At 48.4% G+C, this 22,192-nt stretch carries 16 protein-coding genes, 1 tRNA gene and 4 pseudogenes; 11 read left to right on the forward strand and 10 right to left on the reverse strand.

What is annotated here, in order from left to right:
- Positions 1-65 precede the first annotated feature (65 nt).
- The 7 genes from A2F46_RS08410 (at position 66) to hemB (ending at position 5,684) form a co-directional block, all read left to right on the forward strand.
- Positions 66-368, forward strand: a complete 303-nt coding sequence (locus A2F46_RS08410) for an integration host factor subunit alpha (RefSeq protein ID WP_066569223.1) — start codon at positions 66-68, stop codon at positions 366-368.
- A complete protein-coding gene (locus A2F46_RS08415) occupies positions 352-678 on the forward strand; it encodes a hypothetical protein (RefSeq protein WP_066569226.1) in 327 nt (108 codons plus the stop codon). Before A2F46_RS08410 ends, A2F46_RS08415 begins: the two co-directional genes overlap by 17 nt.
- A gap of 34 nt (positions 679-712) precedes the next feature.
- Positions 713-789 (forward strand) — tRNA-Pro (locus A2F46_RS08420).
- A gap of 269 nt (positions 790-1,058) precedes the next feature.
- Positions 1,059-2,360 carry a paraquat-inducible protein A gene (locus A2F46_RS08425; protein WP_066569234.1) on the forward strand — a complete coding sequence of 434 codons (1,302 nt, stop codon included), beginning with the start codon at positions 1,059-1,061 and terminating at the stop codon, positions 2,358-2,360.
- Complete coding sequence (pqiB, locus tag A2F46_RS08430; protein ID WP_066569236.1) at positions 2,357-3,985, forward strand: intermembrane transport protein PqiB; 1,629 nt, start codon at positions 2,357-2,359, stop codon at positions 3,983-3,985. The genes A2F46_RS08425 and pqiB overlap by 4 nt, the downstream gene beginning before the upstream one ends.
- Positions 3,985-4,521 carry a membrane integrity-associated transporter subunit PqiC gene (locus A2F46_RS08435; protein WP_066569238.1) on the forward strand — a complete coding sequence of 179 codons (537 nt, stop codon included), beginning with the start codon at positions 3,985-3,987 and terminating at the stop codon, positions 4,519-4,521. Before pqiB ends, A2F46_RS08435 begins: the two co-directional genes overlap by 1 nt.
- A 152-nt stretch (positions 4,522-4,673) precedes the next feature.
- Positions 4,674-5,684, forward strand: coding sequence for a porphobilinogen synthase (gene hemB, locus A2F46_RS08440; protein WP_066569241.1), 1,011 nt, complete (start codon positions 4,674-4,676; stop codon positions 5,682-5,684).
- Positions 5,685-5,904: 220 nt separating this feature from the next.
- Here the strand turns inward: hemB and A2F46_RS08445 are convergent, their stop codons facing one another.
- Positions 5,905-6,111 carry a CstA-like transporter-associated (seleno)protein gene (locus A2F46_RS08445; protein WP_066569244.1) on the reverse strand — a complete coding sequence of 69 codons (207 nt, stop codon included), beginning with the start codon at positions 6,109-6,111 and terminating at the stop codon, positions 5,905-5,907.
- Positions 6,104-8,194 carry a carbon starvation CstA family protein gene (locus A2F46_RS08450; protein ID WP_066569247.1) on the reverse strand — a complete coding sequence of 697 codons (2,091 nt, stop codon included), beginning with the start codon at positions 8,192-8,194 and terminating at the stop codon, positions 6,104-6,106. The genes A2F46_RS08445 and A2F46_RS08450 overlap by 8 nt, the downstream gene beginning before the upstream one ends.
- A gap of 339 nt (positions 8,195-8,533) precedes the next feature.
- Here A2F46_RS08450 and A2F46_RS08455 point away from each other — a divergent pair, with 339 nt between their 5' ends.
- A complete protein-coding gene (locus tag A2F46_RS08455) occupies positions 8,534-9,241 on the forward strand; it encodes a phosphoglycolate phosphatase (RefSeq protein WP_066569249.1) in 708 nt (235 codons plus the stop codon).
- The gene (recX, locus tag A2F46_RS08460) at positions 9,238-9,729 is read left to right on the forward strand and encodes a recombination regulator RecX (protein ID WP_066569251.1); all 492 of its coding nucleotides are present in this window, start codon (positions 9,238-9,240) and stop codon (positions 9,727-9,729) included. The genes A2F46_RS08455 and recX overlap by 4 nt, the downstream gene beginning before the upstream one ends.
- A 10-nt stretch (positions 9,730-9,739) precedes the next feature.
- Here the strand turns inward: recX and A2F46_RS08465 are convergent, their stop codons facing one another.
- From A2F46_RS08465 to aceE, 8 genes and pseudogenes are all read right to left on the reverse strand, one after another.
- Positions 9,740-10,738: a bile acid:sodium symporter family protein gene (locus tag A2F46_RS08465; protein WP_082783639.1), complete on the reverse strand. Its 999-nt coding sequence runs from the start codon at positions 10,736-10,738 to the stop codon at positions 9,740-9,742.
- Positions 10,739-10,767: 29 nt separating this feature from the next.
- Positions 10,768-11,031 carry a 30S ribosomal protein S20 gene (gene rpsT / locus A2F46_RS08470; protein ID WP_066569253.1) on the reverse strand — a complete coding sequence of 88 codons (264 nt, stop codon included), beginning with the start codon at positions 11,029-11,031 and terminating at the stop codon, positions 10,768-10,770.
- Between the two features lie 123 nt (positions 11,032-11,154).
- Entirely contained in the window at positions 11,155-11,583 is a 429-nt protein-coding gene (locus tag A2F46_RS08475; protein ID WP_197457615.1) for a PaaI family thioesterase, read from the reverse strand.
- Positions 11,584-11,665: 82 nt separating this feature from the next.
- Positions 11,666-12,447, reverse strand: a pseudogene (fabG, locus tag A2F46_RS08480) (3-oxoacyl-ACP reductase FabG).
- Positions 12,448-12,582: 135 nt separating this feature from the next.
- Entirely contained in the window at positions 12,583-13,722 is a 1,140-nt protein-coding gene (locus A2F46_RS08485) for an AI-2E family transporter (RefSeq protein ID WP_066569258.1), read from the reverse strand.
- Between the two features lie 215 nt (positions 13,723-13,937).
- Positions 13,938-15,694, reverse strand: a pseudogene (gene lpdA, locus A2F46_RS08490) (dihydrolipoyl dehydrogenase).
- Positions 15,695-15,785: 91 nt separating this feature from the next.
- Complete coding sequence (aceF, locus tag A2F46_RS08495) at positions 15,786-17,417, reverse strand: dihydrolipoyllysine-residue acetyltransferase (protein WP_066569261.1); 1,632 nt, start codon at positions 17,415-17,417, stop codon at positions 15,786-15,788.
- A gap of 98 nt (positions 17,418-17,515) precedes the next feature.
- Positions 17,516-20,180: pseudogene (gene aceE / locus A2F46_RS08500) on the reverse strand (pyruvate dehydrogenase (acetyl-transferring), homodimeric type).
- Positions 20,181-20,817: 637 nt separating this feature from the next.
- On the opposite strand from aceE, the pseudogene A2F46_RS08505 reads away from it, so the two are divergent.
- Both A2F46_RS08505 and A2F46_RS08510 read left to right on the forward strand, forming a co-directional pair.
- Positions 20,818-21,794, forward strand: a pseudogene (locus A2F46_RS08505) (DnaJ C-terminal domain-containing protein).
- A gap of 21 nt (positions 21,795-21,815) precedes the next feature.
- Positions 21,816-22,082: a chaperone modulator CbpM gene (locus A2F46_RS08510; protein ID WP_066569263.1), complete on the forward strand. Its 267-nt coding sequence runs from the start codon at positions 21,816-21,818 to the stop codon at positions 22,080-22,082.
- Positions 22,083-22,192: the final 110 nt, after the last annotated feature.

The raw sequence follows: 22,192 nt of genomic DNA on the forward strand, positions 1-22,192 counted from the left end.
ACGCGCTTGAATACATGAATTTTTTTAGCGATAATACGCGCTTATTTTAAAGAGAGTAACAGGGTATGACTTTAACCAAAGCCGAACTGGCCGACATTCTGGTAGACAAGGTAGCGGGCATGACCAAAAACGATGCCAAAGAAATTGTGGAGCTGTTTTTTGAAGAAATCCGCAATACTTTAGAACGCGGCGAAGAAATCAAAATTTCCGGTTTCGGCAATTTCCAATTGCGCGACAAAGCACAGCGCCCTGGCCGCAACCCCAAAACCGGTGAAGAAGTGCCCATTTCTGCACGGCGTGTGGTAACCTTTCACGCATCGCAAAAACTCAAAGGCATGGTGGATCACTACAATGGCAAACACGCATAACGAACTGCCGCCCATCCCGGCCAAACGCTATTTCACACTGGATGAACTGTGCCAATTGGCCGACATCAGTGCCGAGCAATTTGCCGCTTGGCAGCATGCTCATGGTGCCGTTATTGGCTATGGTGGCAATCGTTATACGCGCTTAGACGTGATTAAAGTGCGTCAATTGCGGGATAGCTTTGCACCTTACATCAATGGCTTCACTCGCAACCAAACCGATGCCGATGGCAATCCCGCCATTGATGCCGAAGATGCGCGCGCCCAACTGCAAAAGCTGTTGCGCAGCCTTGAAAGTGCACTTGCTAAATAGGAATGCTTCTTCTATAATCTGCGTCTTTCCGAGTCGGAGTGTGGCGCAGTCTGGTAGCGCACTTGCATGGGGTGCAAGGGGTCGAAGGTTCGAATCCTTTCACTCCGACCAAAGAAACACATTAAATACAGCCCGTTAGGGCTGTATTTTTTTGTTTGTCATTTTCGTAAAAAACAGGCTGTTCCAAATTTGTGCCAAAAATGAAATTAGAAAAAATGGGCGATTCAAAATATTCAATCTCTCATCGCTGTGATTTGAGAAAATCACGCAATCTGTATTACCCAAGGTTTCCATGCCATTCTAGCAACCATCTTTTAGCCAATATTGCCCAACCCATTTGAATTGCGTATATTCAGGCTGCCTGAAACAAAATAGATACCATGAAATCGCTCATTCTCAACCGCCTGGCAGACAACACCAGCGGCTACCACTTACCTCAACACCCTGTGGATTGCCCCTGCTGTGGCCTACGCCAGTCAGTGCCGGCATTACAACCCGGCGAGGAAGCGCATTGTACGCGCTGCAACCAACATTTGGTTCGGATTGAGCGCAACGCCATCAACGGCCCATTGGCCTATGCAACCGGTTCACTCATGATGTTGGTGGTCGTGGCTTTAACCCAATACATTCAAATTGATTTGGCTGGGCTGCATGTCACGCTCACCATCCCTGGCATGATGCGGGTACTAATTGCCCAAGATTTCGGTTTTTTGGCCGAAGTGATGTTTATGCTGACATTTGGGACACCCGTATTATTTACCTTATTGTGTTTGTATGTGTATGGTGGTTTAAAAGCCGAGCAAGCATTACCGGGAATGCTGTATGCCACTAGAGTAATGGTCCGTTTGCGCGGTTGGATGATGGTGGATGTTTTTTTCATTTCAACGCTGGTGGCCTACATCAAAATCATCAGCTATGCCCAGGTGATTTTCGGCCCCGCGTTTTACCTTACCTTTATTTTGGCTATTCTACTGATTCGCACGGCCCAAAGCGTACCAGAACATTGGATTTATTATGAAATCCAGCGTTTGGCCGGCCGCAACCCCACAACACTGGTTCCCACTGCACACACCATCAGTTGTAGCTCATGCCTTTATGAACAGCCGGCCAACCGCAAAATTTGCACGGTATGTGGCTCACTATTGTATGCCCGGCGACCATTGAGCTTACGGGTCAGTATGGCGTGTTTGCTGGCCGCCATCATGTTGTATATTCCAGCCAACGTGCTACCAATGATGATAACCAGCAACCCCTTGGGCACCCAGGCCAATACTATTTTTAGCGGTATCGAATACATGTGGCAAAGTGGCGATAAAGTCATTGCCATGATTATTTTCAGCGCCAGCATGGCCATTCCAATTCTGAAGATCCTGGCCATGTTGATCTTGATTTATTCTGCTGGTTTCCGCCCTTTATTGAGCTTACCCAGTTTAACGCGGCTGTATCGTTTTACCGAATCGGTTGGCCGCTGGTCGATGATTGATATTTTCGTGGTCATCATCTTGATGGCTGCTTTCCGTACACCACTAGCTAAAGTTGCGCCGGGCGCAGCCAGCGTGTATTTTTGCTTGGTGGTTCTACTCACTATGTTATCCGCTTTGTATTTCGATCCCCGCTTGATGTGGGATAAAATGCGGACATCATCATCCCACCCGTCTTCACCTACTGCAGGCCAATCATGAGTCATCCCGAAACCGCACCCAAAGCCACCGTCAAAACCACCACACCTTTCAGCTCGGTGGTGTGGTTGATTCCATTGTTGGCCTTGTTAACTGGCGCTTGGTTGCTGTTCCAGCACATTCGCAATACTGGGCCTGAAATTACCCTATACATGAACAATGCCGATGGCATTGAAATCAACAATACCGTAATTAAAGTGTTGAATGTGACGGTAGGTAAAGTGACGGCCATTAAAATTCGCGCCAATGAGCAGGGCGTGGCCATCACTGCACAGCTTAATGCCGATGTAAAAGACATGATACGCAAAGACACTCAATTTTGGGTGGTTAAACCCCGTATCGACCAAAGTGGGATTACGGGCCTCAATACCTTGGTTTCTGGTTCTTATATTGCCTTCACGCCTGGGCACAGCCAAGAAACGGCAGATACTTTTCAGGTAGCAGACCTGCCGCCTGCCTCGGCAATTGGACAGAATGGCTTGCGTTTGCGCTTGATTGGCAGCAGTGACAAACTGCTGGTAGCCGGCAGCCCTGTTCTGTATGGCGACATCAGTGTGGGCCAAATCGAAAAGGCCGATTTCAATCCCGCCAACAAAACCGTTCATTACCAAATTTATATCAACAGCCCTTACAACCAATTAGTTGGCAAAAATGTTCAATTTTGGTTGCAAACCGGCTTGCGCATAGAGGCCTCTGGCGGGGGTGTACACATCGATTCTGCGCCCATTCCTGCGCTGCTCTCAGGCGCCATCGTATTTAAGGAGCCAGCTGCAGGTAAAGGCAGTGCGGTTTCCAGTGATGCTGAATTCACGCTATACAACAGCTATGTGGATTTACAAAGCCAACCCAGCACACGCGCGCTGTACTATGTGGCCTTTTTTAAGCAATCTGTGCGCGGGTTGCGTTCTGGCGCACCAGTTGAATATCAGGGCATCAATATCGGCTCAGTGGCCGATGTTCCCTACTTCGCGCACAATGACAGCCATCAACTCTTCAGCAAAGGCTGGATACCGGTACGCATCCGCATTGAGCCAGCGCGCATGGAAATCAACGCCAACCCCCAAGATGATGCCATTTGGCGACGCGACATTCAGGCAGCCTTAAACGCCGGTTTGAGTGCCTCCTTAGAAAGTGACAACCTGATCACGGGCAATTTGTATGTGCAACTGGCTCAGGCAACGCCAGGCACGCCGACCTTGCGACCCAGCACCACTTACCAAAATCAAACGGTTATCGCAACCCGCAGCAGTGGATTGGGACACATCCAAGATCAACTCTCCGACTTGCTCAGCAAAATCAATAAACTGCCTTTGGATCAGTCAGTGCGTGAATTGAATGGTACCTTGGCGCAGTTGCAAGCTACCTTGGGTAGTGCCAATAAATTACTGGCTCAAGACAAGACCCAACGCTTGCCCGATGAACTGGCGAAAACACTGGCTGAACTGCGCCAAACTTTGCAAGGCGTATCACCACAGTCGCCCCTGTATGGCAATATTCAGTCTACCTTGCAAAGCATAGACCACACATTGAAAGCCGCTCAGCCCACCTTGCGCACTTTACAGCAGCAACCCAATGCGCTGATTTTCAATCGACAAGGCCACGACCCCATACCCAAAGGAAGCCGATAATGTCTGTCTCTGTTTATACTCGCATCGCAACCTGCACGTTGATGCTGGGATTAACGGCGTGTGCTGCCTCGCCAACTGAATATTACCGCTTGCCAAACAGCGTGTTTCAGCTGCCAGCAGCCACCAAACCGCAAGCAGCTGTGGTCGTGGAACTGGCAGATGGTATCAATACCGATAACCTGTTGTATCAAACCTCATCCACCCAAATACACATGGCGCAAAGCCATCTATGGGCACATGATTTGCGGGCGGACTTAGCCAAGTCGCTGGCCAATGAACTCAATCGTCAAAATGGCCGTTATGCTTACACGATTACGCCTTCTGCGGCACGCGCCACGATCACCATTTACATTGATGCCTTCCAAGGCCATTACGATGGTTACACGCAGATTGCGGGACACAGCCAATGGCAGGGTAATGAGCGCGGCGGCAACAATTTTGATGTACACACTCCGCAGCAAGGGGATGGCTATGCCGCCATGGTGCAATCTCTGGGCCAAGGCCTACAAGCGGTTGCCACGCAGATCGCGCGCTAAACATTGGCTGCCTGAAAATCTGCCCACAAACCCTGGCCACAAATCAGTAAACAAAAGCGCTAAAATAGCGCTTTATTGACTATTACCAACGCAGCATATGCTGCCGATGGTGCCACCATCCACGACATCACCGCTTAACACAGGACATCATGATGAATTTCCCTACTCGCAGTATGCCCCGCAGTCGCATGCGTCGCATGCGCCATGACGATTTTTCCCGCCGGTTAATGCGTGAAAACACACTCACTGCCGATGATTTTATCTTGCCGGTATTTGTGCACGAAGAAAAAGGCCGTTTGCCTGTACCGTCTATGCCCGGCGTAGAGCGTCTTTCCATCGATGAATTATTGAAAGTTGCCGAGCAGGCTTTGTCTTTAGGCGTACCTGTATTGGATTTATTTGGCGTACCCGATGCCAGTGTCAAAACTGCTGATGGCCGCGCTGCTTGGGATGAAAACGGGATTATTCAACGTGCCATCCGCGCCCTGAAAACCCACTTCCCTGAATTGGGCGTCATGGCCGACCAAGCGCTCGATCCATACACCACACACGGCCAAGATGGTTTACCAGATGAAAATGGCTACATCATGAATGATGAAACCATTGAGGCCATCATCAAGCAATCTCTTTCACACGCCGAAGCTGGCGTGGATATCCTTTCGCCCAGTGACATGATGGATGGCCGCATTGGCGCCATTCGCGATGCGTTGGAAAGCAACGGGTTTATCAATACCCGCATTATGTCTTATTCAGCCAAATACGCTTCGGCATTTTACGGCCCATTCCGCAGTGCCGTTGGCAGCGCTGGCAATTTAGGTAAAGGCAATAAAGCCACCTACCAAATGGACCCAGCAAATAGTGATGAAGCCCTACATGAAGTGGCACTGGATATTGAAGAAGGCGCTGACATGGTGATGATTAAACCAGGGTTGCCTTATCTGGACATCATCCGCCGTGTTAAAGATGAATTTGGCATACCCACTTATGCGTATCAAGTATCAGGAGAATACGCCATGCTGCAAGCCGCCATTCAAAATGGCTGGCTAGATGCCGATAAAGTCATTTTGGAGAGTTTATTGGCATTCAAACGGGCTGGTGCTGATGGCATTCTTACCTACTACGCTTTAGATGCCGCTCAGCGTTTAAAAAGCCTACAAGGCTAATGACAACGTATACCGTTTCAGGCAGCCTGTGATGGTGAACGTTACTGCATGATCAATTTGAGTGAATATATGGTCTTCCAGCACTTGAGTGATTCACCAAAAGACAGATGTTCAAGAGTGACACCGCCCTACTGAATGATCAGCTTTGCTGATAAAACATTCAAAGTTGTCTGAAACAAAAAAAACCTGCTTTTAAAGCAGGTTTTTTGTTGGGTCACACTCAGCAACACCGGGAGCCACCCTTCCCATTTAAACGCCGATTTTCGCAATAATCCAAAAATTGGCGCTTACTCATCACCGGTGCGTGCGGATTGTGGCGACGTTGCTGACTCACGTAATTATCGTAATCGGGCACACCTACCATCAAATGGCTGGTTTGCCGCAGCAAAGATAACCAGTGCTGCACACGCGGCCTCCAATTAACCATGGGTAGACTCACTATTAGCGACTACGGCTGGCTGCTCATCGCGGTACACGGGCGGCACCTCACGAGCCGTGGGAAAACCAGTTTTACGTGCTTTAGCAGCCACCTGCCAACCATACACGCCCACTACCACCACCACCACCAAGAACAAAACTGTCAATCCAGCATTCACATAATCATTCAATACAATCTGCTGCATTTGACCAACGGATTTAGCGGGTGCCAAAACTTCCCCATTAGCCATCGCCGTTTGGTATTTCTGCGCATGGGCCAGAAAACCAATACTCGGTTTACTGTGAAAGATTTTTTCCAAGCCTGCTGTGACGGTCACAAACAACAAACCCAATGCCGGCGCCAAAGCCACCCATACAAAACGTTCGCGTTTCATCTTCACCAAGACCACCGCTACGGTAATCAAGGCGACACCCGCCAGCATCTGGTTACCAATGCCAAATAGCGGCCACAACGAATTAATCCCACCCAAAGGATCAGTTACGCCCACATACAGGAAGTAACCCCATAAGGCCACTGCTAAAAAAGTACCGATTAAATTGGCTGGCAAAGACTCAGTATTGGCAAAAGGTTTGATGAAAATACCAATTAAGTCTTGAATCATGAAGCGGCACACACGCGTACCCGCATCCACAGCGGTTAAGATAAACAAGGCTTCAAACAACAACGCAAAGTGGTACCAAAACGCCATCATTGCTTTGCCACCCAAAAATTGGTGCATGATGTGTGCCATACCTACGGCCAAAGTAGGCGCACCGCCTGCTCGTGACAGAATAGTGGTTTCGCCCACATCTGCAGCCATTTGATTGATGGCATCGGGCGTTACGGCAAACCCCATTTGCGTAATGACCTGCGCTGCTTGGTTAACATCAGTACCCAATATGGCTGCGGGGCTGTTCATAGCAAAATAAATACCCGGATCCAACGTCGCAGCGGCTGCCAATGCCATGATGGCCACAAAACTTTCCATCAGCATGCCACCATAGCCAATCATGCGCACATCACGTTCATTTTCAATCATCTTGGGTGTGGTGCCGGAAGAAATCAGTGCATGGAAACCAGACACAGCACCGCAAGCGATGGTGATGAACAAGAATGGAAATAAATCGCCTGAAAACACGGGGCCAGTACCATCAATAAATTTGGTCATGGCGGGCATTTCCAAAGAAGGGCCCACAATCAATATTCCCAGCGCTAAGCCCACAATGGTGCCGATTTTCAGGAATGTCGACAGATAATCCCGCGGTGTGAGCAACAACCATACTGGTAAAGTAGCCGCCACAAAACCGTAAATCACCAGCGCCCATGTTAGCTGCACGCCGGTCAGGGTAAACCAAGGTGCCCAATCGGATTGAGCCACTTTGCCACCAAAATAAATCGACGCCATCAGCAACACAAAGCCCACAATGGATATTTCACCAATTTTACCTGGGCGGATGTAGCGCGTGTAAATCCCCATAAACAAAGCGATGGGAATGGTCATGGCAATGGTAAATGTGCCCCAAGGGCTGTTCGTCAATGCTTTCACCACAATCAAAGCCAACACCGCCATAATGATGACCATAATCATCAGAATACCAATGGAAGCAATCACGCCTGCAACTGGGCCCATTTCTTGTTTAATGATGTCGCCAAGCGACTTGCCATCGCGGCGCATCGAAACGAACAACACCATCATGTCTTGTACTGCACCGGCAAATACCACGCCAAAAATAATCCATAATGTGCCGGGCAAATAACCCATTTGCGCAGCCAAAACTGGCCCCACCAATGGCCCAGCGCCGGCAATAGCAGCAAAATGATGACCAAATAAAACGCCTTTGTGCGTGGGGACATAATCCAGACCATCATTGTGACGTTCGGCTGGCGTCATGCGCCTTGGGTCAAGCTGCATCACTTTCTGTGCAATGTATAAACTATAAAAACGATAAGCAATGGCATAAACCGAGATGGCAGCCGTAATCATCCAGATGGCATTTACGGATTCGCCGCGATTGATGGCCAGTGCGGCAAATGAGGCCACACCCACCAGAACCACCACAGCCCAGATTAGCCAGGTGCGTATTTGTTGCATGAGTTTCTCCTTTTATAAATATGTAACCAGCCTCGACCACCAGCAGCATCACATTAACTTTAATTTACATCAAAAAACACAAAGTGAAAATGTTTTTGAGAAAAAGAATGGCCACTTTCAGGCAACCTTTTGAGCCACTGACCACAACCATGATCAATAGACAGGCCAGCAACTTCAATACTATTGAATCCATCTTGCAATCTACCAGACAAGTAATGGCTCTATTCAAATGAGTCGGCACTGGACATCAAGCAGCTATCGTTTCAGTAAGAGAAGCATGATGACCATAGCAACATGATAAAATAAGCCCATGGCTCACGAAGCAAGCAAGGAAACAAGATGAAATGGAATGATATTCACGCCATTGCTTTTGATCTGGATGGCACGCTGGTCGATTCATTGGCAGATTTGTGTGCCGCTGCGAACCATGTTCGCGGCCTATTTGATTTACCGGCATTACCAGAGCCAGCAATGGCCCAATTTGTGGGCGATGGGATTGGGCGCATGGTACACCGAGCATTGAGTGGCTCACGCGATGGAGAGGTGGATGAAGCCGAATGGTCGAAGGGATTTGTGGCCTTTATTGAGTATTACCGTTCACATTTGACCACCCATACCCGTCCCTACCCACAAGTAGAAACCGCGTTGGCCTTGTTCAAGACCCGGGGTTTGCCTTTGGCTGTGATCACCAACAAAAATGAGCGTTTGGCCACCGAATTGCTACAACAATTGGGCTTAGTCAACGAATTCAGCCTCATCATCGGCGGTGACACGTTGCCTGAAAAAAAGCCAGCGCCTCTTCCGGTGCAGCATGCTGCCGACGTATTGGGCGTGCCCATTCATGCGCTTTTGATGGTCGGTGACTCAGTCAATGATATTTTAGCGGCCAAAGCCGCGGGCGCACTCAGCTGCGGTGTCACTTGGGGATACGGTGACATGAATGCATTAAGCAGCAAAGCCGAAACCAAACCGGATATTGTGATTGATCACTTACCACAAATTTATGATGGTTTAACTGCACACGGCAATGTGCAAATTCGCTCATGAAAAAAGAAATCAGCTTGCGCCAGAGAGCATTAAATACATTGGCGCGCCAAGAAATAAGCCGAGCAGAACTGGCGCGCAAGCTGCAGCCTTATGCGGACAATACTGAAGTGTTGACGGTGCTTTTAGACGAACTGGCCGAAAAACACTGGCAATCAGACAGCCGCTATGCAGAAAGTTATGTTCACAGCAAAAAAAATCAACACGGTAGCCGCCGAATAAGGCAAGCCCTCAAGCAAAAAGGCTTGGACGACGCATTGATCCAAACATATCTACCTAGCCAGCCAGAGCAAATCCAGGCGGCCATTCAAGTACTGCGTAAAAAATACCACCTAGCGCCAACCAATCTTCTCGAAAAACACAAATGCTTGAATTTTTTAGCCTACCGAGGATTTGATTTAGAAGTTAGCCAAACGGCTTTAGCAGCGGCCTGGCCAAACCAAGATAGCGCAACAGAATTCAGCGAGTCAGATTGGCTACCGGAAGATTGAACAATCCCGCTCAGGCTGCCTGAAAAAAAGAGCCCGCGGGGGGCTCGTTTGTTGATGATGCCATTCTTAGAAAGACCGCGGCGTTTTTTTTATCTATGTTGTCAATGGGCTTACCTGACCAATAACCTGCCAGCAGAGAGCCCGAAATATTGTGCCAAACTGAAAAAATGGCACCGGGAAGTGCCGCCATGGGCGTAAAAAATTTGGTGCCCAATGTGGCTGCCAAACCCGAATTTTGCATGCCCACTTCCAGCGCCAAAGTACGGCACACCGATTTATCGAAGCCAAGTAAGCGGCCACCCCAATAGCCGCCCAGTAATCCAATCAAGTTGTGCAGCATCACCCCAATCACCACCACATAGCCTACTGAAGTAATGGAATCATGGCTCAGTGCGACCACCGTACCCAACACCGTAAGAATACACACCATAGATAACAGCGGCAGATAGTGTGTCAATTTCTCCACTGCAGCATGGCAAAAGTGATTGACCAATAAGCCCACCATAATCGGCAAAGCCACAATTTCCAGAATTTCGACCAGCAAGCCCATCACTGGCACCTGAATATCAGCAGAAATATACAGCCTCGCCAACAACGGCGTAGCCACCACACCAATCAAGGTCGAACACGCGCTGATGGTAACCGACAAAGCCACATCGCCTTTAGACAAAAATACCATCACATTCGACGCCGTACCACTGGCCACACTACCCACCAGCACCATACCAGCCTGTAACTCTGGCGACATGCCCAATACATGAGCAATCGCCCACGCAGCCAAGGGCATGATTAAATAATGGAGCCCCAGTCCAGCGATAATGGGCGCAGGACGCTGCAACACTCGAGTAAAATCCTGTACCCGAAGCGTAACGCCCATGGTAAACATGATCAGCATCAAAAATTGGGCCACATGGGGTTTAAACCCAACAAACCCTGTCGGCATTTGGTAGGCCCAAAAAGCAATTAAGGCTGCCCACAAAGGGAACAGCCTGGTGATCTTGGCAATCAAGATAATGTCCTGTTATGCAGATACGTGAATTATGCCATTGCCTTGATTTTGGCAGACAAACGGCTTTTATGACGTGCTGCTTTATTCTTATGGAACACGCCTTTATCGGCAATCCGATCCAATACTTTTACCGTATCACGGTACACAGTTTGGGCAGCGGCTTTATCACCAGCTTCCACAGATTTCAAAACTTTTTTAACGGCAGTGCGAAAAGCAGTACGCAGGCTGGCGTTATGGGCACGTAGTTTGAGTGCCTGACGAGCGCGCTTACGGGCTTGTGCGCTATTGGCCATAGATGTCTCCTAAAACAAATCTAATCTAAATGACGAAACGGAGAATTTTAAAGGCTTCGATAGGCAAATGCAAGCTTTATAAGCGATTTCACGCGCAATTGACCCAGTTCGCGACAGTACCCATCAACGCTGTGACAGCACCATATTATTCATACTCATGGCACATACCAACCGCCCTGCCTCGTCCACAACCGACATTTCACAATAATGCATGGTGCGCCCTTTGCGTTTGATCACCGCTTTACAAGTCGCTATGCCAGATTGCATCGGACGTAAATGATTGGCTTGTATATTAACACCCACTGCTGATTTACCCTCATCCATAACCAGCCAATTCGACAAGGTTGAGGCCACACTCTCGCCCAAGGCCACACTGGCACCGCCATGTAAAATACCGTGCGGCTGATGAACCTGTGGACCCACTGGCATAGTTGCCACTAAATAATCCTCACCCACTGCCACGAATTGTATGGATAAGGTTTGCAATAACGTCTGCGCCGCCCACGCATTCAATTTCGCCAATACGACCTGTTGATCATCGTCATTCATCATGGTTTCTCAATTTCATTGGGTTGGGAATCAGCCCAAACATTCAGGCAGCCCTAAGGCTGCCTGAAAATTTATCAGTCTCGGTTTACAGGGTCAAGCCACCGGTCACCTCAATGGCGGCACCATTAATATAACTGGCTTCATCACTGGCAAGAAAAGCATATACGTTGGCAATTTCAGCAGGATCAGCCAAGCGTTTCATGGGCACTTTATCGGCCATCGCTGCCAACACTTTTTCCGGCATGTCTTTCAAAATCGATGTAGCCACAAAACCAGGACACACAGCATTGCAGCGGATGCCTTTTTTGCCCAACTCGCGCGACCATGTTTTCACAAATCCGATAACCCCAAATTTGGTGGCCGCATAATTGGTTTGCCCAAAATTGCCATACAAGCCCACTACAGAACTTGCATTGAGAATCACGCCTTGGCCTTGCGCAACCATTGTATCCACCAGAGCTCGGGTCATGTTATAGGTGCCTTTGAGGTTAATGGCCACTACCTCATCAAACTGATCATCGGTCATTTTCATCAATTGTGCGTCCATCACGATGCCCGCATTATTCACCAAAACATCAATGCGTCCCTGCTGAGCCAGTACATCATCGCGCATGGCAATAATCTGCTCCTTTTGGGTTACATCCACTCGATATCCGGTTGCTACTCCACCTTGGTGAAGAATGCTTTCAACTGCAGCATCAATATGGCTTGATTGATGTCACATATCACGACACTAGCGCCTTCAGCAGAAAATTTTTCTGCTGTCGCCAAACCAATACCACTGGCCGCCCCCGTAATCACCGCCACTTTATTCTGTAAACGCATGTATTCTCCTTTATTTTTCTCACTTTGATTGATTCTGCCCATACCTACAGTATCGGCATCACCATTATTGAAACACCATCCTCATTTCATTGACCAACACACTGACTGCCTGCAATCTTCTCCCAAGACATTCAGCAGATAACGATGCTGTTCACTGAACATCTCATTCGGCAATGTTTAATCCATTCGTTTACTGGGTTCAGATTCAATCAATACCGTTGTCGTGTCTGGCTGGGGCTCAATTTGATAATAATGGCTGCCCACATAAGCCTGCATCCCTTCTCGCACCAATACCAAGGTAATTGCCGCCAAAGGCAAAGCCAACAACATGCCCACAAAGCCCAATAATTGACCAAAAGCCATTAAAGCGAAAATCACCCAGAAAGGGGACAAACCGATGCGGTCACCCACAATTTTCGGCGTCACAAAAAAGCTTTCTAAAAACTGCCCGACCGCAAATACCCCCCAAACCATCAGCAATCCACTCCAGCCATCAAATTGCAGAAGTGCCGCTATGGTCGCCAACAACAATCCTGTGAATGCCCCCAAATAAGGCACAAATACCAATAAGCCTGCCACCATACCGATGGCAAACCCAGATTCCAAGCCCACCAGCATCAAGCCACCGCCATATACCAAGCCCATGATAATCATCACCATCAGCTGACCACGTAAAAACTCACTGAGTACGCGGTCCATATTGCCAGCAATACGCACATACGTGGGCAGCACCCGGCGTGGCATCAACTTACGAAGACCACTGGTCCAACGCGGCCAGTCCAATAGAAAGTAATACAGCAAGAACGGCAACAACACCAAATTGGACGCCAACATCAACATGCCGCTACTTTGGCGCACAATCACAGGTGCCACCTTCGACGCCGCTTCCTTGATGCTGCTGTTGTGCAGCTGCGCCCATTTGGTCAGATAGTCGGCCATGTAGTCTGCATTCCAAAGGATGCGCACATGAAAGGTTTCATTCACCCAAGGGACAACTTGCTTGTGCACCCAACGGATAAATGTAGGCAGTCGATCGGATAAATTACTCACTTGATCCATCAGCATCGGCACAATGGTCAGCAACAAGGCTGTTAGCACTCCCAAACTCAGCAGCATCACCAGCATGGCGCCAATCGGGCGAATAACACGCCATTTTTGCAACTTATCCACCATGGGATTCAAAATATAAGCAAGAATACCGGCGATCACAAATGGCGTGAGTATGGGTTTGAGCTTAACCAGTAAAAACACCGACACCACCAACACCAGCGTGCCCACGATCCAAGGAGTTAACGAACGTTTTTCGGCAATGGCCATATCTGAAACACCTCAAACAAAATGAAGCGCAGCCTAAGAGCAACGCCCTTTGCTTATTTGCGCACCGCAACATTCTAACGTAAACACTCAACAGCGACTAATATTTATAAACAGACAAATATCTTGCCGTATTTCCACAAAGAAAAGCCAGCGATTTTGCCCAATAAAAAGGCTGCCTGAATATATTCAGGCAGCCTTGGTACCACCAGCGTTCATTACTTTTTACGCACTGGAGGCAAATCTGTGCACACACCCATGGCCACTTCTGCAGCCATGCCGATGCTTTCGCCCAGCGTGGGGTGTGGATGAATAGTGCGGCCAATATCATCGGCATCACAACCCATTTCAATCGCCAGACAGATTTCACCAATCATATCACCAGCATTCGTACCCACAATGGCCCCGCCGATAATCAAGCCGCTTTCGGCATCAAAAATCAGCTTTGTCATGCCTTCACTGCGGCCATTGGCCACGGCTCGGCCTGAAGCCGCCCATGGAAACACTGCTTTGGTGATTTTAATACCGTCTTTTTTGGCTGATCTTCAGTAACACCCACCCAAGCAACTTCAGGGTCCGTATATGCCACACCTGGGATCACGCGTGCATCAAAATACGCTTTATGGCCGGCACAATTTTCGGCCGCCACATGCCCTTCATGCACAGCTTTGTGTGCCAACATAGGCTGACCCACAATATCGCCGATGGCATAAATATGCGGCACATTGGTGCGCATTTGCTTATCCACTTCGATAAAGCCCCGATCCGTCACCGCCACGCCAGCTTTATCCGCATCAATCAGCTTGCCATTGGGCGCACGACCCGCTGCCACCAACACCAAATCATAACGCTGTGGCTCAGCAGGGGCATTATCGCCTTCAAAAGTGACATAAATCCCGTCTTCGCGGGCATCCACTGCCGTGGTTTTGGTACTGGTCATGATTTGGTCAAAGCGATGGGCGTTGATTTTTTGCCATACTTTGACCAAATCGCGGTCGGCGCCTTGCATCAAACCATCCAACATTTCGACTACGTCCAAACGGGCACCCAAAGTGCTATACACCGTCCCCATTTCCAAACCAATAATGCCGCCGCCGATAATCAACATTTTTTCTGGGACAAACGGCAAGGTCAGCGCCCCAGTGGAATCCACGATGCGCGGATCTTCGGGGATAAACGGCAAATGCACCACACGACTACCTGCCGCAATAATGGCCTGTTTAAATGCAATGGTTTTGCGCTCACCGGTTTCCTCGCAACCCGCACCCTGCGTCAAAGACACGGCCAGGTGATGCGGATCAACAAACAAACCATTACCGCGCACCACATCCACTTTGCGCGCTTTCGCCATACCGGCCAAACCACCAGTCATTTTGGCAATCACCCCATCTTTGTAATCGCGCAAAAGATTGATATCGACTTCTGGTTCTGGATATTTAATGCCGTTGGCAGCCAAATGCTTTACTTCGTCAATCACTGCTGCATTGTGCAACAACGCTTTGGAAGGAATACAACCCACATTCAAGCACACGCCACCCAAAGTGGCGTAGCGTTCCACCACAGCGGTTTTCAAACCCAAATCAGCGGCCGCAAAGGCCGCAGAATAGCCGCCAGGGCCACCGCCCAGCACCACCACATCATATTCAGCATCGCTACTGCCACTGAATTGTGCGGCAGCGGGTGCCGGCGCTGGCGCGGCTGGTTTTTCATTGCTGGGTGCGGGCTCTGCCCCTGCATCAGCCGCTTCAACCACCGCAATCAGACCGCCTTCGGAAATTTTGTCGCCCACCTTCACCGACACCTCTTTCACAACCCCAGCCACTTCAGCCGGCACATCCATGGTGGCTTTATCGGTTTCCAAGGTAATCAAGGTATCATCAACAGCCACCGTGTCACCTGGTTTGATTTCCACCGCGATGATGTCCACGTTTTCGTGGCCGCCAATATCTGGCACTTTCAATTCTATTAAGCTCATGGTTTTACCCTTCAGCACCCACACAGCAGGCGCCGTGCTAAATCATGGAACATGCAGGCTGCCTGAAATGTTCAGGCAGCCTGTTACCCAGTTACAACAGCACGCGACGGAAGTCCGCCAGTAATTGGCTAATGTGAACCAAGAAGCGCATGCCTGAGGCACCATCAATCACACGATGATCGAACGACAGCGACAGTGGACACATCAATCGCGGCACGAATTCAGTACCGTTCCATACAGGCTTGATCTGTGATTTACACACACCCAAAATAGCCACTTCTGGCGCATTCACAATCGGCGTGAAGCCGGTGCCACCAATGCCGCCCAAAGAAGAAATGGTAAAGCATGCGCCTTGCATTTCTTGTGGTTTGAGCTTGCCATCACGGGCCTTTTGGCTCAATGCCGCCAACTCTTGGGTGATTTCTTTTAGCCCTTTTTTATCGGCATCTTTGATCACCGGCACAACCAATCCATTGGGCGTGTCTGCAGCGAAACCAATATTGATGTATTTCTTCAATATCAGATTATCACCATCCAAAGAAGAGTTAAATTCTGGATAATCCTGCAACGCTTTTACGCTGGCTTTGATGATAAAGGCCAACGGTGACACTTTAATACCCGCGCGTTCCCATTCTTTATTTAGCTGCTTGCGGAAGGCTTCCAGATCAGTCATGTCGGCATCATTTTGATGCGTTACATGCGGAATCATCACCCAATTACGGGCCAGATTTTGGCCAGAAATCTTTTTAATTCGGCTTAGCGGCTGAACTTCGACTTCACCAAATTTACTGAAATCAATCTTCGGCCATGGCAACAAATCCAAGCCCCCGCCCAGTGAAGCAGCACCAGCAGGCGAAGAAGACAATTTCTGCATAGCACCTTTAACAAAGCCTTTTAAATCATCTGGCGTAATGCGATTTTTGGGACCACTGCCCGCAATCAGGCTCAAATCCACACCCAATTCACGCGCCAGTTTTCGCACAGAAGGACCAGCATGGGCCTTGGCAAAACCTGCTTCATTAATCGGCGTAGCACCAAATGCTTGAGTGACATGGCTCTTGATTTCCGCACGCAATTCATTGTTTTCGGCGGTAGGCAAATCCTCATGCACCACTTCAGCCTGAGGTTCTGGTTTGCTCGACACCACCGGCGCAACATCGCCACTGTTGGCCACATCCACAATGAGTGTACCTTCTGATACTTTGTCGCCCACTTTGACATGAACGGCTTTAATCACACCAGCCACCGTAGCCGGCACATCCATAGTGGCTTTATCGGTTTCCAAAGTAATTAGAGTGTCGTCCACCGCAATGGTATCACCTGGCTTCACCTCAACAGCAATCACATCCACATCGGTATGGCCACCAATATCCGGCACGTTAATTGACGTTACACTCCCGCCAGCAGCAGGCGCTGGTATGGATGCGGCCGGTGCCGCCTCGGCTGAAGGTGCTGCCGTTTCCTTAACAGGTGCGCTGGCTGCATCGGTTTCCACGGTAACAATCACCGTCCCCTCCGATACTTTATCGCCTACTTTCACCTTTACTTCTTTAACCACCCCTGCCGCATCAGCCGGCACGTCCATAGTGGCTTTGTCGGTTTCCAAAGTGATTAAGGTATCGTCCACGGCAATGGTATCTCCGGGTTTCACCGCCACATCAATCACATCCACATCGGTATGACCGCCGATGTCCGGTACTTTGATTTCTACGATTTGACTCATCATTCTGTCCTTTAGCAGCAAACCGTTGTTTGCTGATCATCGTTAGCGAAAGACAAATGCACACACAGGCTGCCTGAAGGATTCAGGCAGCCCTGACATCAGCGTTTCCAGCTCGGATCCACTTCCGCATTAATAGCGTATTTATTAATGGCATCCTGAACCACTTGTTTGTTCAATTTGCCTTGGTCAGCCAAACCATTCAAGGCCGCCACGGCAATATGGTAACGATCAACCTCAAAGAAATCGCGCAGATTATCGCGAGAATCGCTGCGACCAAAACCATCGGTACCCAAAACAATGTAGTCATTTGGTACAAACGCACGGATGCGTTCGGCAAAATCACGTACATAATCGGTTGAGGCAATGACAGGACCTTCATGACCTTGCAACAATTCAGTGACATAAGCCACTTTTTGGGTGTCATTCGGGTGCAAGCGATTGTAGCGTTCCACTTCGATGCCCTCACGTCGCAACATATTGAACGAAGGCACACTCCAGATGTCGGCATCAACGCCATAATCTTTCTTCAATAATTCTGCAGCGGCCAAAATTTCTTGGAAAATCACGCCTGAACCCATCAACTGCACTTTCAGGCTGCCCGCTTCGCCAGCTTTAAACAAATACATGCCTTTGAGAATTTGCTCAACAATACCTTCGCGCTCTGGCAATGCAGGATGGGTATAGTTTTCGTTCATCAAAGTCAGATAATAGAACACATCTTCGTGATCTACATACATGCGGCGCAGGCCATCCTGAATAATGACAGCGACTTCATAAGCAAAAGTAGGGTCGTAAGAAATACAGTTGGGAATCAAATCAGCCTGAACATGGCTGTGCCCATCTTGATGCTGTAGGCCTTCTCCATTCAGCGTCGTACGACCTGCTGTGCCACCCAGCATGAAGCCACGGGCACGCTGATCACCTGCAGCCCAAGCCAAATCACCCACGCGCTGGAAGCCAAACATGGAGTAATAGATAAAGAATGGAATCAGCGGACAATCGTTATTGGAGTAGCTGGTGGCTGCGGCAATCCAAGAACTCATCGCACCTGGTTCGTTGATGCCTTCTTGGAAAATCTGACCGTCTTTGGATTCCTTGTAGAACATCAACTGGTCATGATCCTGGGGTGTGTAAATCTGGCCTTTCGGGTTCCAAATCCCGTATTGACGGAACAGCCCTTCCATACCAAAAGTGCGGCTTTCATCTGGCACAATCGGCACAATACGCTTACCCAATTGTTTGTCTTTCAGCAACGTGCTCAAAATACGCACAAATGCCATGGTGGTTGAAAACTGCCTATCCCCACTGTCTTTGAGTTGTGCGTCAAAGGCACTCAGCTCTGGAATGGGTAAAGTTTCTAGACTTGGATGACGTGCGGGCAAGAAGCCACCCAATTCTGCACGACGCGCTTTCAGGTATTTCATTTCTTCACTGTCTTCGGCAGGACGGAAGAATGGCAAGTGGTGTTCCATTTCCTCATCAGTAACTGGGATGCTGAAGCGGTCGCGGAATTTTTTCAGAGAAGCCACATCCATTTTTTTGGCTTGGTGCGCTGTATTTTGGCCTTCACCAGAAGCACCCATGCCATACCCTTTAATGTTTGGCCAAAACCACAGTTGGGCGGCCTTGCGCATTATTCACGGCTTCATAATAAGCGGCATACACCTTATGTGGATCATGACCACCACGATTAAGCGCCCATACCTCTTCATCAGACATATTGGCAACCATGGCCTTCAATTCCGGGGTATTGAAGAAATGTTCGCGTACATATGCGCCATCGCGAGATTTATATGTCTGGTAATCCCCATCGACACACTCTTCCATACGCTGCTTGAGTAGATTGTCGGTATCTTGAGCCAACAAGGCATCCCAACGACTGCCCCAAATCACCTTCAATACATTCCAACCAGAACCGCGGAAATCACCTTCCAATTCTTGAATGATTTTACCATTGCCGCGAACCGGGCCATCCAGACGTTGCAAATTACAATTGATGACGAAAATCAAATTATCCAAACCATCACGTGCTGCCAGAGAGATGGCACCCAAACTTTCCGGCTCATCCATTTCACCATCACCGCAAAATACCCACACTTTGCGGCCTTTGGTTTTGGTCAGACCACGAGATTCCAAATATTTCAGCAATCGAGCCTGATAGATGCCTTGCAACGGGCCCAAACCCATAGACACAGTAGGAAATTGCCAGAAATCGGGCATGAGCCATGGATGCGGGTATGAGGACAATCCTGCGCCATGAACTTCTTGGCGGAAGTTATCCATTTGTTCTTCGGTTAAGCGACCTTCCACATAAGCGCGGGCATAAAAACCAGGCGCACTATGCCCTTGGAAAAAGACCAAATCACCTTCATTTTCGTCGGTTTTCCCATGCCAAAAATGATTGAAACCAACGTCGTACAAAGTAGCACAAGATTGGAACGAAGCAATATGGCCACCCAATTCCAAATTTTTCTTACCCGCATTCAAAACCAGCGCCGCCGCATTCCAGCGAATAATAGAACGGATACGGTGTTCCAATTCATGATTACCGGGTGATTTTTTTTCCTTACCTACGGGAATGGTGTTCAAATAGGCTGTGGTGGAGTCAAAGGGCATATGTATGCCACGACGGCGGGTATACCGCACCAGATTTTCCAACAGGTAATGAGCGCGCTCTGGCCCTTCCTGCTGAATCACGGAACTTAACGCATCCAACCACTCTTGGGTTTCAATGGGATCGACATCTTGAAATTCATGAGACATAGCGACATCCTCGGGTTCTGATTAAGTGTCATTGTTGTCATTAAAGTGGCCCGGCCAAATCCAACAAATAATATTGGTTTCACATCCGAAACTAAATTTCACATTCGAAATTCCATTTCAAACACCCACCAAATTTTTTATGAATTCAGGCAACTAGCCCATAAAGGCAGTTGGATTGCTTGTACTCACTGCCTCACCTGCAGCATATTGCATTGCAACATGCTGTATTCTCAATAAATCGTACCAGCGTCCTACTCTTTCGGCAATGGTTTTGAGCAAAAACACCATGATCATTTATGGCAATAAGAAAACATTAAAATTAACAAATTTGAAATAAAAAGAAAATTTTTTAAGTTAATTCGAATAAAAACAAACACAAATTGACGATATCAAGCGCTATGCCATTCATTTGTGCAGGCTGAATAACACTTGATTATGGTCAAGAGAATGGAAAGTGCTGAGTCTTTCATCAGGCAACCTGCTCATTGCCACCCCATTAGTCCTTGACAAAGACAATCCATCATATCGACACAAAACAGGATTGCCGCAGCATCTATTCTCAATTAATCCTTTAATTTTTCGGAATTGCCTGCATAATTAATATGAATTTCATGTCATTTATCTTGAAGGATTATTCATGGCAGAGCGCAATTATTATCAAGTACTGGGTGTAACAAAAAACGCCAGTGCAGATGACATTAAAAAAGCGTACCGAAAACTGGTGCGAAAATATCACCCGGATGTGTGTAAAGACGCCGATGCGGATGAGAAAACCAGCGAAATCAACTTGGCTTATGAAACCTTACACGATTCGGAAAAACGCGCCGAATATGATGCTCTTCTCGCCAATCCGTATGGGCGTGGTGGTCAAGGCCAGCCAGGTGGCAATCGTGAGGGCTTTCACAGCCAACAATATGGTTTTGACTCCAGTCATTTTGGTCAAGGAGGTGCCTTTGGTAGTGGAGACTTCCGTTTTGATGATATTTTTTCAGCGTTTGGCAATGCGAATCAGCAAGGCGGCTTTCGCCAACAGCGTCAACAAGGTCCGATTCCAGGCGAAGATCAACATGCAGAATTGAGCATTGATATTCAGACAGCCTATCAGGGAGGTCAACGTAATCTAAGCTTGGATATGCCTACTTTGAATACCCAAGGGCAGATGGCTTATGAACGCAAAACGCTGAATGTCAAAATTCCCCGAGCATCGCCGAAGAACAACAAATCCGCTTGTCAGGACAAGGTTTGCCGGGATTGAACGGCGGCAAAACAGGTGATTTGTATTTAAAAATTAAGTTTCACAACAGTGAAATGCTGTTTGTGCAAAACCGCAAAGATGTGTATCAGCGTGTCAACGTGGCTCCGTGGACAGCCGCCTTAGGCGGTAAAATAGAAGTTGATACGCCCAGTGGCTCTTTGGCTGTCAACTTACCGGCCAACAGCCATAATGGTCAAAAAATCCGCCTGAAAGGCAAAGGTATTCCGGCCAAGGAAGCGGGTGATTTGTATTTATTGGTCAATATCATCCTCCCTCCTTGCCATAGTGATGACGACAAAGCCGCTTGGGCTGCGCTGGCTGCGCACTATGCCTCGTTTCAACCGCAACAACAGGCATAAACACAATCAAAGGAGCACAATATGAGTCAATACGATCAGGATGTTGAATTGAGTTTCAATGAATTGGTGCGCGCCTGCGGCGACCAAAGCGATTGGGTATTGAGCTTAATTCAAGAGAATGTGATTACCATATCTGGCGAGCCACATCAGGCTCATTATTCAGGCTATCATCTGGCTCAGGTACGGCGCGCCTACCGAATCCACCGTGACTTCAATGCCAGTGCCAGCGCCACCGCTTTAATTCTAGAATTGCTGGATGAACTCGAAGAGCTTCGTCGACGAGCATGACACCAATTGAATAATGATTGAAAACCGATTCAGGCAGATAAAATGTATTTGTGGCTGCCTGAATCGATTAACGTGCAAAACCCAAGAAAAATACACGACGTTATAAATTA

Source organism: Snodgrassella sp. CFCC 13594, from assembly GCF_001590725.1.
GTDB lineage: Bacteria > Pseudomonadota > Gammaproteobacteria > Burkholderiales > Neisseriaceae > Snodgrassella.